General features: G+C 37.1%; 17 protein-coding genes. All 17 read left to right on the top strand.

Translation table 11 applies throughout. The features are described from left to right. Positions 1-13: 13 nt before the first annotated feature. Positions 14-190, top strand: coding sequence for a hypothetical protein (locus B0E34_RS21190; RefSeq protein WP_165762924.1), 177 nt, complete (start codon positions 14-16; stop codon positions 188-190). Between the two features lie 121 nt (positions 191-311). Further along, positions 312-683, top strand: a complete 372-nt coding sequence (locus B0E34_RS00445) for an NADH-quinone oxidoreductase subunit A (protein WP_027380112.1) — start codon at positions 312-314, stop codon at positions 681-683. A 104-nt stretch (positions 684-787) separates the two neighbouring features. Beyond that, entirely contained in the window at positions 788-1348 is a 561-nt protein-coding gene (locus tag B0E34_RS00440; protein WP_047397471.1) for an NADH-quinone oxidoreductase subunit B, read from the top strand. Between the two features lie 5 nt (positions 1349-1353). Beyond that, the gene (locus B0E34_RS00435; protein WP_076393017.1) at positions 1354-1848 is read left to right on the top strand and encodes an NADH-quinone oxidoreductase subunit C; all 495 of its coding nucleotides are present in this window, start codon (positions 1354-1356) and stop codon (positions 1846-1848) included. Positions 1849-1912: 64 nt separating this feature from the next. Beyond that, positions 1913-3136, top strand: a complete 1224-nt coding sequence (nuoD, locus tag B0E34_RS00430) for an NADH dehydrogenase (quinone) subunit D (RefSeq protein WP_076393019.1) — start codon at positions 1913-1915, stop codon at positions 3134-3136. Between the two features lie 138 nt (positions 3137-3274). Further along, positions 3275-3784 (top strand): NADH-quinone oxidoreductase subunit NuoE family protein, encoded by a 510-nt coding sequence (locus tag B0E34_RS00425; protein WP_076393021.1) that lies wholly within the window; start codon positions 3275-3277, stop codon positions 3782-3784. Positions 3785-3886: 102 nt separating this feature from the next. Next, positions 3887-5245, top strand: a complete 1359-nt coding sequence (gene nuoF, locus B0E34_RS00420; protein WP_076393023.1) for an NADH-quinone oxidoreductase subunit NuoF — start codon at positions 3887-3889, stop codon at positions 5243-5245. A 1-nt stretch (position 5246) separates the two neighbouring features. Next, entirely contained in the window at positions 5247-6131 is an 885-nt protein-coding gene (locus tag B0E34_RS00415; RefSeq protein WP_087705861.1) for a hypothetical protein, read from the top strand. Between the two features lie 2 nt (positions 6132-6133). Then, complete coding sequence (locus B0E34_RS00410; protein WP_165762923.1) at positions 6134-7147, top strand: AAA family ATPase; 1014 nt, start codon at positions 6134-6136, stop codon at positions 7145-7147. Positions 7148-7149: 2 nt separating this feature from the next. Beyond that, entirely contained in the window at positions 7150-7692 is a 543-nt protein-coding gene (locus tag B0E34_RS00405) for a hypothetical protein (RefSeq protein WP_087705827.1), read from the top strand. Positions 7693-7722: 30 nt separating this feature from the next. Further along, on the top strand, positions 7723-8721 hold the full coding sequence (locus B0E34_RS00400; RefSeq protein WP_087705825.1) for an NADH-quinone oxidoreductase subunit G: 999 nt from the start codon (positions 7723-7725) through the stop codon (positions 8719-8721). Positions 8722-8900: 179 nt separating this feature from the next. Beyond that, positions 8901-9965, top strand: a complete 1065-nt coding sequence (gene nuoH, locus B0E34_RS00395; protein ID WP_087705823.1) for an NADH-quinone oxidoreductase subunit NuoH — start codon at positions 8901-8903, stop codon at positions 9963-9965. A gap of 128 nt (positions 9966-10093) precedes the next feature. After that, positions 10094-10651, top strand: a complete 558-nt coding sequence (locus B0E34_RS00390; protein WP_027380121.1) for a NuoI/complex I 23 kDa subunit family protein — start codon at positions 10094-10096, stop codon at positions 10649-10651. Beyond that, positions 10651-11148 (top strand): NADH-quinone oxidoreductase subunit J family protein, encoded by a 498-nt coding sequence (locus B0E34_RS00385; RefSeq protein WP_076393029.1) that lies wholly within the window; start codon positions 10651-10653, stop codon positions 11146-11148. Before B0E34_RS00390 ends, B0E34_RS00385 begins: the two co-directional genes overlap by 1 nt. 4 nt (positions 11149-11152) lie before the next feature. Next, on the top strand, positions 11153-11482 hold the full coding sequence (nuoK, locus tag B0E34_RS00380; protein ID WP_034703571.1) for an NADH-quinone oxidoreductase subunit NuoK: 330 nt from the start codon (positions 11153-11155) through the stop codon (positions 11480-11482). Positions 11483-11484: 2 nt separating this feature from the next. Further along, positions 11485-13398, top strand: coding sequence for an NADH-quinone oxidoreductase subunit L (gene nuoL / locus B0E34_RS00375; RefSeq protein WP_076393031.1), 1914 nt, complete (start codon positions 11485-11487; stop codon positions 13396-13398). Continuing rightward, a complete protein-coding gene (locus B0E34_RS00370) occupies positions 13398-14891 on the top strand; it encodes a complex I subunit 4 family protein (protein WP_087705821.1) in 1494 nt (497 codons plus the stop codon). Before nuoL ends, B0E34_RS00370 begins: the two co-directional genes overlap by 1 nt. Positions 14892-14906 lie beyond the last annotated feature (15 nt).

Genomic DNA, 14906 nt, shown 5'->3' with positions numbered 1-14906 from the left:
TAAGTTTTAAAATATGAAGCCACAACTCATCATTTTCGGAATTTTAATTGCCGGATTCATTGCATACAATTTATTTTTCCAGTTGGCGGACGACAGAACCAATACGGCGGTGAATATTATCTACGCAAGTCTCCTTTTTGCCTATATTTCCTTTATGGCGTATTCTCTCATCAGAAAAATGAAAAAATAATTGTTATTTTTAATGATTCTAAATTACCTGTTTTGCCTATTTTGGAGCCACTTTTAACCTCATAAATTTCATGCTTTCTTGTTTATTCGCTAAATTTGCAAATTGAGATAATAATGCAAAAATGAATTTACCTGAAAGTTATATTCCAATCCTTATACAAGCAGGTGTTGCGATCGGTTTCGTAGCCATTTCTTTGCTTGGAGCGCATTTTTTAGGTCCAAAACAGAAAAAAGGAAATTCTGTGAAAAACCAAAGCTGGGAGTGTGGAGTCCCGGTAGAAGGAAATGCAAGAACACCGTTTTCCATTAAGTACTTTTTGACGGCGGTATTATTCGTATTATTCGATATTGAAATCGTATTTTTTTATCCGTACGCGGTAAACTTCAGAGAATTCGGAATGGAAGGATTCCTTGCCGTTCTTACATTCGTGGCAATCTTTTTCATGGCATTTTTCTATGTTTGGAAAAGAGGCGCTTTAGATTGGGATAAATAAGAAATTATAAATTTTAAATTACAAATTTTAGATGGCGATTTTCGATTAAAGTTTATATTAACAATAATTTAGAATCTAAAATTTAAAATCTAAAATCTACTAAAATGTCAGATAACAAACCAGTAATAAGAACAGATGCACCTGCTCCGGAAGGATTTGAAGGAGAAGGGTTTTTCGCAACGAAACTGAGCAGTGTAATCGGGATGGCGAGAAAATTTTCTCTTTGGCCGTTACCATTTGCAACCTCTTGTTGCGGTATTGAGTTTATGGCTACGCTGAATCCAACATACGATGCTTCCCGATTTGGTATGGAAAGAAACTCTTTCTCTCCAAGACAGGCAGATATGTTGATGGTTTGCGGAACAATATCCAAAAAATTGGGACCTGTCCTGAAAGAAGTGTACACGCAGATGGCAGAACCGAAATGGGTAGTTGCAGTTGGAGCCTGCGCTTCCAGCGGTGGTATTTTTGATACATATTCTGTTTTACAGGGTATTGACAAAATTATTCCGGTAGACGTTTACGTTCCGGGATGTCCTCCGAGACCGGAACAGATTATTGAAGGCGTAATGCAGGTTCAGGCTTTGGCGGAAAGCGAAAGCATCAGAAGAAGAGATATGCCTGAATATCAGAAATTATTAGATTCTTACAATATTAGCAACTAACGGAAATGACAAACGAATTTGTATTAGAAGCAATTACAAGAGAATTTCCGGAGTCTGTTATTGCAAGTTCAGAGCCTTATGGCATGTTGACGATTGAAGTAAAGAAGGAAGATCTGAAAAAAATCGTTCACTATCTGAAAGATTCATCACTGGAAATCAATTTCCTTACCGATGTATGCGGAATCCATTATCCTGAGTTTCCGGAAAAGGAAATCGGCGTGGTTTATCACCTGCACAATATGATGACGAACTTCAGATTACGTCTGAAAATATTCATGTCCAGAGAAAACATCGAAGTAGATTCTTTAGTGGAATTATATGCAGGAGCCAACTGGATGGAAAGAGAAACGTATGATTTCTACGGAATCAAATTTAAAGGACATCCGGATCTTAGACCTATTTTAAATATGGAAGATCTTGGTTACCACCCGATGCTGAAAGAATATCGTCTGGAAGACGGAACAAGAACAGACAAGAACGACAGCATGTTCGGAAGATAAAAAAGCGAATGGCACCAATGGCAGCGAGCCAATAGCCAGAAGCAAATAGCTAAAAGCAATCATTATGAAAGATAACTCATTATCTAATATACTCAACCAATACGAAAGTAAGGAACAGATTGACGGACAGTTATACACCCTCAATTTAGGACCTACCCACCCTGCAACGCACGGTATTTTCCAGAATATCTTAACGATGGACGGAGAAAGAATCCTTCATGCAGAGCAGACTGTGGGATATATCCACAGAGCATTTGAGAAAATTTCTGAAAGAAGGAACTACTCTCAGATCACTACCCTTACCGACCGTATGAATTACTGTTCTGCGCCGATTAACAATTTAGGTTGGCACATGACGGTTGAAAAACTGATCGGCGTTGAAGTTCCAAAACGTGTAGACTATATGCGTGTTATTTTAATGGAGCTTGCGAGAATCGGAGATCACCTGATCTGTAACGGTGTAACAGGAATGGACTCCGGAGCAATTACCGGTCTTACCTATATGTTCATCGAAAGAGAACGTATCTATGATATGTATGAGCAGATCTGCGGTGCGAGAATGACGACCAATATGGGAAGAATCGGAGGTTTTGAAAGAGATTTCACTCCAAAATTCCATGAGTTATTAAAGGATTTCCTTAAAACGTTCCCGCCAAGATTCAAAGAATTCTGTACATTATTAGAAAGAAACAGAATCTTTATGGACAGAACCATCGGAGCAGGATCTATTTCTGCAGAAAGAGCATTAAGCTATGGTTTCACAGGTCCGAATTTACGTGCAACCGGTGTGGATTATGACGTGAGAGTTGCGCAGCCTTATTCTTCTTACCAGGATTTCGACTTCATCATTCCGGTAGGAACTTCCGGAGATACCTACGACCGTTTCATGGTTCGTCAGCAGGAAATCTGGGAATCTATCAAAATCATCAAACAAGCATACGAAAACCTTCCTGAAGGACCATTCCACGCGGATGTTCCGGATTTCTATCTTCCTGAAAAGGCAGATGTCTACAAGAAAATGGAAGCACTGATTTACCATTTCAAAATTGTAATGGGAGAAACAGATGTACCGAAAGGAGAAGTATATCATGCAGTAGAAGGCGGAAACGGAGAATTAGGTTTCTATCTTGTGAGTGATGGCGGAAGAAGCCCTTACCGACTGCATTTCAGAAGACCTTGTTTCATCTACTATCAGGCATATCCTGAGATGATTACAGGTTCTGTAATTTCAGATGCGATCGTTACGATGTGTAGTATGAATATTATTGCGGGAGAATTGGACGCATAAAAGAAATTATAGATTTTGGATTATAAATTTTAAATTAATCTAAACTCTTTAAATATAAATTAATATCAAAATTGATAAGATTTTTAGAACTAAGATTTTCATCTAAAATCTAAAATCTAAAATCTAAAATCTTTAAATATGAGCGAAACAATAGCTTTTAAACCGGAAAGTTTAGCACAGGTACACAAAATTATCGCAAGATATCCTGAAGGAAGACAAAAATCTGCCCTTATTCCTGTACTTCATTTGGCACAGAAAGAATTCGGAGGCTGGTTAGACGTTCCGGTAATGGATTATGTTGCAGAATTATTGAGTATCAAACCTATCGAAGTTTATGAAGTAGCTACTTTCTACACCATGTTCAACATGAAGCCGGTAGGTAAATATGTTCTGGAGGTTTGCAGAACCGGACCTTGTATGGTTTCGGGAAGTGAAAAAATCCTAGACCATATCCGTACAAAACTGAACATTAAAGACGGACAGACTACGGAAGACGGAATGTTTACTTTAAAACCTGCTGAATGTCTGGGAGCTTGTGGATATGCTCCGATGATGCAGTTAGGGAAATTTTTTCATGAAAATTTAACGATAGAAAAAGTAGACGAGATCCTTGATCTTTGCAGAGAAGGACAGATCGCTTTAGACTAATAGAAATTTTAAATTCTACATTTTAGATTTTAAATTATTCACTTAACGTTTAATCATAATTAATGCAAGAAGCCAAAAGCCTATTGCAAGAAGCAAATAACAATGAGTAAAAAACTTTTACTTAAAAACGCACATATTGAAGGCATCCGCTACTTTGAAACCTACCGTAAAAACGGAGGTTATGAAGCTGCTGAAAAAGCCTTAAAAATGACTCCTGACGAAATTCTTGAAGAAGTAAAAGCTTCAGGACTTCGTGGACGTGGTGGAGCAGGATTCCCAACAGGAATGAAATGGAGCTTCCTTGCAAAACCGGAAGGTGTTCCGAGACACCTTGTTGTAAATGCCGACGAATCTGAACCGGGAACGTTCAAAGACAGATATCTGATGGAGTTTCTTCCTCACTTACTGATTGAAGGAATGCTTATTTCATCATACTGTTTAGGTTCAAATGTTTCCTATATCTACATCCGTGGAGAATACTCATGGATTCCTGATATTCTGGAAGAAGCTATTGAAGAAGCGAAGGCAGCAGGATTTTTAGGTAAAAATATTTTAGGAACCGGTTTCGATTGCGAAATTTACGTTCAGAGAGGAGGTGGAGCATACATCTGCGGTGAAGAAACCGCATTGCTTGAATCTCTTGAAGGTAAAAGAGGGAATCCGAGACTAAAACCGCCATTCCCTGCTGTAAAAGGACTTTGGGAAAGACCAACGGTAGTAAACAACGTTGAGTCTATTGCAGCAGTTGTTCCGATCATTGAAATTACAGGAGCTGAATATGCTAAAATAGGAGTTGGAAGATCTACAGGAACAAAATTGATTTCTGCCTGTGGAAACATCAACAAACCCGGAGTGTATGAAATCGACATGACCATTACGGTTGAAGAATTCATTTACTCTGAAGAATATTGCGGAGGAATTAAAGACGGGAAAAGATTAAAAGCCTGTATTCCGGGAGGAAGCTCTGTTCCGATTGTTCCGGCTAATTTATTATTAAAAACCGTAAACGGAGAACCTCGATACATGAACTACGAATCTTTGGCTGATGGTGGTTTTGCTACCGGAACCATGATGGGTTCAGGAGGATTCATTGTTTTGGATGAAGATCAGTGTATCGTAGAACATACCATGACTTTAGCGAGATTTTACAATCACGAAAGTTGCGGACAATGTACGCCTTGCCGTGAAGGAACGGGATGGATGTACAAGATTTTAAAGAAAATCGAGAAAGGAGAAGGAAAAATGGAAGACATCGATTTACTTTGGGACATTCAGAGAAAAATCGAAGGAAACACAATTTGTCCGTTAGGTGATGCAGCAGCATGGCCTGTTGCAGCGGCTATTCGTCACTTCAGAGATGAATTCGAATGGCACATTAAAAACCCTGAGTTATCACAGACTCAGAACTACGGATTGGCACATTATGCAGATCCGATTCCTGCAGTTGAGAAGAATGCTTAAGATGAAAAAAATATTGGCAGTAGGTCTAATGATGTCGGGTTTTGTTTTCGCACAGGTAAAAAAAGATACATTAGAAGAAAAAGAATATAAACTGGAGGCGACTCCATACAAAGCTGAAAAAAAAGAAAAACCTTTAGCCTTAAGCAAAAAAGGTCAGGTTTTCGTTTTCTACGGATGGAACAGAGCGGCTTACAGCAATTCTGACATTCATTTCTCGGGAAACGGTTATGATTTTCAGTTAAATAATGTCTCTGCGAAAGACAGACCAACGAAATTCGGAATTGTTTATTTCGATCCAAGTTGGTTTACAGTGACCCAATATAATTTCAGACTTGGTTATTTTATTAAAGATAATTTAGCTTTGGTTTTAGGAATTGATCACATGAAATATGTAATGAACCAGGATCAGACGGTTGGGTTTTCAGGAAATATTTCAGATCCGAAATATGCAGCGATGGTACAGAACGGGCAGGTAAATCTTGCTGATGAAAAGTTCCTTACTTTTGAGCATACAGACGGATTAAATTATGAAAATGTCGGGCTTGAAAAATATAAAAATCTGGTTCATAAAAAAAACATCGATCTGGTATGGTCTTACGGAGCCGGAATCGGGTTTATGTTTCCGAAAAGTAATGTAAAACTTTTTGGTAACGAGAGAAGCGACCGTTTTCACGTTGCCGGAATGGGAACCGATTTAAGATCCAGTCTTAACCTTGTATTCTGGAAAAACTGGATGCTGAGAGCAGAAGTAAAAGCCGGGTACATCAATATGTGGGACATTAAAACGACATTAAATAATAAACCGGATAAAGCCAGACAGGATTTTGTTTTCGGACAGGTTCTCGCCGGAATCGGGTATACATTTAATACAAAAAAGTATAATTAATAGTGAATCAACACATTCAAAATATTGAAATTTCCAATTTTAAATCAATTAAAGATTTAAAAATAGACGGTTGCAAGAAAATAAATATTTTTGCAGGAAAGCCGAATGCCGGAAAGAGTAATATTTTGGAGGCTGTGGGAATATTTGATTTATTTTTTAGTCTTTTAAATCCACAGAACCTTAAAAATTTTGTAAGATATGAGAACTTAAGTGATCTTTTTTTTGAAGGAGACTATAGCAAAAGTTCACAAATAAAGTTAAACAAAGAAAAAATTTTTTCATTTTACAATTTTAATAACGACAGATTAAAAATTCATTTAGAAAATAACTCTATTGAGAAAACTAAATTAAAAGAATTTTCGACTATGGGACATCAAGAGACATCTACTGTTCCAGACCTTGTAAAAAGGGATTTGAAAATTAGAAAGTACTTTTTTAAAATAGAAAATAATATAATAAAATTTTCTAATTTTCTAATTTCTCCTTTTGGCGAAAATATTAGTACAGTAATTTCAAGTAATCCTGAAATAAGAAATTTTGTTAATCAATTTTTATCTGTAAATAATTTAAAATTATTAATTGAAAGAGGTTCAAATAATTTAAAAATATTTAAAGAATATGAGGATGGAACAGTATTCTCTCTTTCTTATAATATGATTGCAGACACTCTTCAAAGGTTAATTTTTTACAAAACTGCAATTATGAGCAATCAAGATTCAGTTTTATTATTTGAAGAACCAGAAGCTCATTGTTTTGAACCTTATATTTTAGAATTTACTAATGAAGTAAAGTACAATGAAAACAATAACCAGTTTTTCATGGTTACTCACAGTGATTTTATAATACAGGAGTTTTTGAGAGACGAGGAAAGCAGAAACAACTTACAGATTTATCTTGTTAATAATGTTGACGGAAAAACAGAAGTCAAAAAATTAGATAAAGAAACTAATGATGATGTTTATGAATATGGGATGAACGTATTTTTCAACTTCGACAGTCTTTGGGAAAATAATTAATCATGGAAAGGGTTGTTGCTGTTGAATGTTTTGCAGATAAATATTTTTTCGGAAAGTTATTACAAAATGAAAAACGCATTCGAAAAGAAAAAAATAAAAATGAAGTTATAAAAGCTTTTGAGAGAGTAAAAGGAGAATTTCTTATCGGAATTGTAGATGAGGATAGAAAAGATTTATTGCTTAATCCTAATTTAAAAAGCTTCGAGAAAATTAAAGAAGGAAATAGTTTCAAGATTTATAAGGATAAAACAAAATATCAGTTTATTTTTGCACTTTGTCCTAAAGCCTTTGAAGATTGGCTTTGTCAATTTTTAAAACTTCAGAGTAAAGATCTAATTGAATTCGATTATATTGATTTTGAATCATTCAAGAAAGAAACTAAAAGTGAACAGATAGATAAGGAAAGTAAGTATAAAAATCTGGTTAAACATATTATTCAAACTTATCCAGATTTTGACAATCATATTAAAGAATTTAAAATTCATATTGATTATCTTCTTACAGAAACTTATAATTTTAATTTAGAGAGATTTAAAAATTTATAGAGCTTAATTATTAAGCGAAAAGCATAGAATATGAGCGAAGAGGTTAAAAAATTCAAAATAACGATAGACGGACAGACTACTGAAGTTTTGCCGGGTACTTCTATTCTGGAAGCTGCAAGACAAATCGGCGGAAAATCTGTACCTCCTGCAATGTGCTACTACAGCAAACTGGAAACCAGCGGCGGAAGATGCAGAACCTGCCTTGTGGAAGTTTCCAAAGGATCTGAAGCAGATCCGCGTCCTATGCCGAAATTGGTGGCAAGCTGCAGAACCAACGTTATGGATGGGATGGAAGTAAAAAATCTTACTTCTGAAAAAGCTCAGGAAGGAAGAAAAGCAGTTACGGAATTCCTTTTGGTAAACCATCCGTTAGACTGCCCTATCTGCGATCAGGCTGGAGAATGTCATCTTCAGGATTTAGGGTATGAACACGGAAATCTTGAAACCAGAACGGAGTTCGAAAGAAATACATATGAAGCAGACGATTTGGGTCCGCACATCAAACTGAATATGAACCGTTGTATTCTTTGTGCAAGATGTGTACTCGCTGCAAACCAGTTAACCGGAGAAAGAGAACACGGAATTTTATTCAGAGGGGATCACGCTGAAATTTCAACCTACTTAAATAAAGCTTTGGATAATGATTTCATCGGAAACGTCATCGACGTTTGTCCGGTTGGAGCATTAACCGACAGAACAGCCCGTTTTTCAAGCAGAGTATGGTTTACAAAACCGATGAATGCTACCTGCAAATGTGATAAATGTTCCGGAAAAGCCGTAGTCTGGATGAAAGGTGATGAAATCGTGAGAGTTACCGCAAGAAAAGACCAGTGGGGAGAAGTTGAAGAATTTATCTGCGACACCTGCCGTTTCGATAGAAAAGAGCTTTCTGACTGGAATATTGAAGGTCCGAGACACATCGACAGACACTCAGTAATTTCATTGAACCACTATGAAAAGCCTAAAGATGAACTAAGAGTTTTAGATAATCCGATGGCAAAGGAAATCAGTGAAAAAGACGAAAAATAAGAAGTTGGATGTCTGAAGATGGAAGATGGAGGTTTATAACCGTAAAATATTCCGCTTCTGCTTTTAACTTTAAAATCGTTAAAAAATAAAATAAATTGGTAATGTGATGAAGGGTTGATGCCACGATGTGATAAACTTCCAGCTCCCAGCTCCCATCTTCAAAACATTTAAAATAAAAAATGGATTTACTTACATTTAAACTTATACTTGTATTTGCGCTTTTCCTGCTTTCGTTAACGATTGCAGCCTACTCTACCTGGGCAGAAAGAAAAGTAGCTTCTATCATGCAGGACAGAATTGGTCCCAACAGATCAGGACCTTTCGGATTGCTTCAGCCTTTAGCCGACGGTGGAAAGTTTTTCTTTAAAGAAGATTTTACCCCTGCCAATGCAGAAAAATTCCTTTTCGTACTGGGTCCGGCTTTAGTGATGTTTATTTCGTTAATCACAGGAGCTGTTATTCCTTGGGGTAAAAGTTTAAATATTGCAGGTACTTCTTACGATCTTCAGGTGGCAAACATTGATGTCGGTGTACTTTTCATCATCGGAATGGCTTCCATCGGAGTTTACGGAATTATGATCGGAGGTTGGGCTTCCAACAACAAATATTCATTATTGGGAGCGATCCGTGCTTCTTCTCAGATGATTTCTTATGAATTGGCAATGGGTTTGGCTTTGCTTTCCATCATTATGATGACAGGAAGTTTAGATTTAAAAGAAATTACGGAAAGCCAGACAAACGGAAAACTGTGGGGATTCATTCCTTGGGTTTCGGGTCTTAACTGGAATATTTTCTACCAGCCGATTGCTTTCTTAGTATTTATTGTAGCAGCTTTGGCAGAAACCAACAGACACCCTTTCGATTTACCAGAGTGTGAATCTGAATTGGTAACAGGATATTCTACGGAGTATTCTTCCATGAAATTAGGATTGTACATGTTCGGTGAATACGTGAATATGTTTATTTCGAATGCTTTCATGGTTGTTTTATTCTTCGGAGGTTACAATTATCCCGGAATTGAATGGGTTACTCAGAACTGGGGAGAAAATACAGCCGGAATTTTGAGTATTGTGGCGTTTTTAATTAAAACCATCATCGGAATTCTGATCTTTATGTGGATCAGATGGACACTTCCGAGATTCAGATATGACCAATTAATGCACTTAGGATGGAAAACTCTGATTCCAATGGCATTGGTCAACTTATTAATTACAGGTGCTGTAATTTTAGCATTTGGAAATTAATTAATGTATCTAAACCTTATAGGTTTTAAAAACCTATAAGGTTTGTGTATGAATAGAATATTAAAAATTAAGATAACAGGCAAGATTCGTCTAAAATCTAATGTCTAACATCTAACATCTATAATTAAATGAAACTTACGAACAGATCAAAAGTTGTTTCTAATAAAGAAATGACCCTTGCTGAAAAAATCTACTTACCTGCGATTTTTACAGGAATGGGGATTACATTTAAGCATGCTGTAAGAACCGTATTGAAAGGGGCTCCCGCAGTATATTCGTATCCGGAAGTACAGAAACCGAGAGCAGAAATCTGGAGAGGTCAGCACGTTTTGAAAAGAGACGAGGAAGGCAGAGAAAGATGTACGGCTTGCGGACTTTGTGCGGTGGCATGTCCTGCAGAAGCAATTACCATGACTGCTGCAGAGAGAACTAAGGAAGAAAAGCATCTTTACAGAGAAGAAAAATATGCATCGGTATATGAAATCAATATGCTGAGATGTATTTTCTGCGGTATGTGTGAAGAAGCCTGTCCGAAATCTGCGATCTATCTTACCGACAGATTGGTGGACGTGGAAACCAACAGAGGTTCTTTCATTTACGGAAAAGATAAATTAGTAGAAAAAATAAATGAAAGGATTGACATCACAGAAAGACAATCCGAGAAACAAAAAAATGCGGTAAAATAATGGATCAGTTTTTATTTTTCTTGGTGGCGTTTTTAGCGGTGGCAAGTGCGGTTTACTTCGTTTTTGCAAGAAATCCTCTGTACGCTGTTTTGTCATTAATTGTTACAATGTTCTCTATTGCGGGCATGTACATCCTTCTGAATGCACAGTTCCTTGCGATTATCCAGATTATTGTGTATGCCGGAGCGATCATGGTATTGTTCCTTTACATTCTGATGATGCTTAATCTTAATAAACAAGACGAAAGTAAGAAGGGCAATACTTTAAAATTTGCCGGAGTTTTTACAGCAGGACTTTTGTTAATTGGAGTTTTAGGCGTTTTCAGAGGTGTTCAGCAGAACCAGATCGTTGTTGAAAATGTAGACAACGGAGTTGGTTTGACGAAAAATCTGGGAAGACTTTTGTTTAATGAATATGTTTTGCCGTTTGAGCTTGCATCCATCCTTATTTTGGCAGGTATTGTAGGTGCGGTATTAATCGGTAAAAAAGATCTATAAAATTATGGGAGAAGTAAATACATTTATACAAAGCGTCCCTCTGAATTATTTCATCATACTTTCATCAGTACTGTTCTGTTTGGGAGTTTTGGGAGTATTGCTGAGAAAAAACGCGATTGTTATTTTGGGTTGTGTAGAGCTTATGCTGAATTCTGTAAACCTTTTACTGGCTGCGTTTTCTGCATACAAAGGTAATGGCGACGGACAACTTTTAGTTTTCTTCATTATGGTGGTTGCTGCTGCGGAAGTAGCGGTAGGTCTGGCAATTATTGCTATGCTGTATAGAAATACCCGTTCTGTTGATGTAAGTATATTTAATAAATTAAGAGGATAAGAATGGAAAATTTAGTGTATGCAATAATACTTTTACCACTTTTAGGTTTTCTTATAAACGGACTTTTCGGAAAAAATCTTCCAAAAATAGTTGTCGGTAGTTTGGCTACAGCAATGGTTTTTGCATCTTTCTGCATCGCAGTAAGTATTTTCATGAATTTTGATTCTGAAAGCCAGCCTGTCATTGTAAAAGCTTTTGAATGGTTCAGAGTAAACGGAGTTCAGATTAATTTCGGGTTCCAGATCGATCAGTTATCATTAATGATGGTGATGATCATCACAGGGATTGGATCTTTAATTCACCTCTACTCTATCGGATATATGAGCCACGATAAAGGTTTCTATAAGTTTTTCACTTATCTGAATCTGTTTATCTTCTCTATGTTGTTATTGGTAATGGGAAGCAACTACTTAATCCTGTTCATCGGATGGGAAGGTGTAGGATTGTGTTCTTATCTACTGATCGGATTCTGGTACACCAACGAAGAGTATGGTAAAGCGGCAAGAAAAGCGTTCATCATGAACAGAATTGGTGACCTTGCTTTATTAATAGGTATTTTCATGTTAGCTTCACAGACAAATGCTGTGGATTATTTAACAATCAAAGAAAATGCAGGAAAATTTGAATTGGACGGAACGGTAATCATTTTCATTACAACGAGTTTATTTATTGGTGCTACCGGTAAATCTGCTCAGGTTCCATTATATACATGGTTGCCGGATGCGATGGCGGGACCTACTCCGGTTTCAGCGTTAATTCACGCAGCTACCATGGTAACGGCAGGTATTTATTTAGTGGTAAGATCCAACTTCTTATTCACTTTGGCACCTACCGTTCAGGGAGTAATTTTATTCATCGGATTCTTAACGGCAGCTTTGGCAGGATTCTACGCGCTTCGTCAGAACGATATCAAAAAAGTACTGGCGTATTCCACCGTTTCTCAGCTTGGATTCATGTTCATCGCATTAGGTCTTGGAGCTTATACAACAGCGATGTTCCACGTAATGACACACGCTTTCTTCAAGGCATTATTGTTCTTGGGAGCAGGATCTGTAATCCACGCGATGAGCAACGAACAGGATATGCGTTTCATGGGAGGTCTGAAAAAATACATTCCGATCACACACGCTACATTCCTTATCGGAACATTGGCAATCTCAGGATTCCCTTTGCTTTCAGGGATGATTTCCAAAGACGAAATTTTAGTGGCGGCTTTTGCTAAAAATCCTGTGTACTGGGTAATTTTATTTGTTTTAGCGGCTGTTACGGCTACGTATATGTTCAGATTGTACTATCTGACTTTCCACGGAGAGTTCAGAGGTACCGAAGAACAAAAACACCACTTACACGAAAGCCCTTCGAATATGACATTACCATTGATCGTATTGGCTGTTCTTTCTGTTTTGGGTGGATTAATTAACCTTCCTCACTTCATCGGTCACGGTCATTATGCCAAATTAATGGAATGGCTGAAGCCTGTTCTTACCGAGGAAAGCTTTAAACAAATGGAAGCAACTCTTTCGGGAGTTCCGTTTGGGACTGAAATGATACTTTTAGGAGCAACAGTTGTAATGTTCTTCTGCGTTTGGTTCCTTGTTAAAAATACTTATGTGAATAAGAAAAAACAGGCATTACCGGAACAGCAGTACACAGGATGGGAAAAACTGTCTGCTAAAAAATTATATATTGACGAAATTTACAATGCATTAATTGTAAAAACTGTTGAAGGATTAGGACGCGGAGGAAAGATGTTTGATAAAGGTATTCTTGATCGTTTTGTGGACTTCGTAGGTGAAGGAGCTGAAGACAGCGGAAAAGCCATGAAGCGTATCCAGAACGGAAATGTTGAGAATTACATCTTAATCATGTCTTTGGCTGTGGGAATTATACTGATTGTTAACTTTATATTACAATAATGTCTGGTTTATTATTAACACTATTACTATTACCTCTGGTAGGTTCGGGATTAGTTTTTGCATGGAAAGATAAATCCAGCAAATATTTGGCACTGGGAATTGCGTTGGTACAAATGCTGATTACCTTCTACATCACTGCGGATTTTGATTTTAATCCTACGGTAGACAGCGTATTGCAGCACGAGATCAACTATCCTTGGTCACAATTTATGAAGAGTTCTCTCCATTTCGGAATCGATGGGATGAGTTTACTTCTTTTATTGTTAACCAATATTCTGGCGCCGATCATTATTTTATCTTCTTTTAATGAAAATGTAAACTACAGAAATACATTCTATGGTTTAATTCTGCTAATGCAGTTCGGTCTTGTAGGTGTTTTCACTTCGCTGGACGGTTTGCTGTTCTACATTTTCTGGGAAGTTACTTTGATTCCGATTTGGTTTATTGCCGGAATCTGGGGTCAGGAAAATAAAAGATTTGAATTCACTACGAAATTCTTCGTTTATACCTTCGTTGGATCATTATTCATGTTAGCAGGATTGATTTATGTATACAATCACTCTGCCTCTTTTGCGCTGACAGATTTATATAATGCACAGTTAAACGAAACACAACAAACCGTTGTATTCTGGTTTATCTTCTTTGCTTTTGCAGTGAAATTGCCGGTTTTCCCTTTCCACACGTGGCAGCCGGATACGTATACCTATTCGCCAACACAAGGTTCGATGCTTTTATCAGGGATCATGCTGAAAATGGCGATCTATGGAGTTATGCGTTATCTTTTACCGATCACTCCCCTTCCGATTGCAGGAATTTCAGGACAGATTGTGATTATCTTAGCTATTGTGGGAATTGTTCACGGTGCTTTAATTGCGATCATTCAGACTGATATGAAGAGAATTATTGCATATTCTTCTTTCTCTCACGTTGGGTTAATGGTGGCAGGTATTTTTGCTTCGGCAGTAATAACCTTAAGAGGAAACTTCAATATCGAAGGTGCTGAAGGAGCTTTGGTACAGACTTTTGCTCACGGTATCAACGTTGTAGGTTTATTCTACTGCTGCGATATTTTATACAAGAGATTTAAATCAAGAGACATCAGACAAATGGGAGGTCTGGCGAAAGTTGCTCCTAAGTTTGCCGTATTGTTCTTGATCATTATATTAGGTTCAATGGGAGTTCCGTTGACCAATGGATTCATCGGGGAATTTATCCTGTTGAAATCGGTATATGATTTTAACGGATTGGCAGCAGTAATTGCAGGTCTTACCGTAATCCTTTGTGCTGTCTATTTATTGAGATTCTACGGAAAAGCAATGTTCGGACAGGGTGATGAAGCGGTTTTAAGCACAGTAAAAGATCTTTCTGCAGCAGAATTCTCTGTATTGGCAAGTTTAGCGGTTTTTGTGATTGTATTTGGTATTTTCCCACAACCGATAATCGAAATGGTGAATAGTTCGTTGAAGTTTATCTACCAATCAATGGTAAGCTAATTTGATATTTTAAGA

The organism is Chryseobacterium mucoviscidosis, from assembly GCF_002177115.1.
Taxonomy (GTDB): domain Bacteria; phylum Bacteroidota; class Bacteroidia; order Flavobacteriales; family Weeksellaceae; genus Chryseobacterium; species Chryseobacterium mucoviscidosis.
The sequence above is the reverse complement of the archived record's forward strand: the minus strand, read 5'-3'. Positions and strand labels throughout refer to the sequence as shown.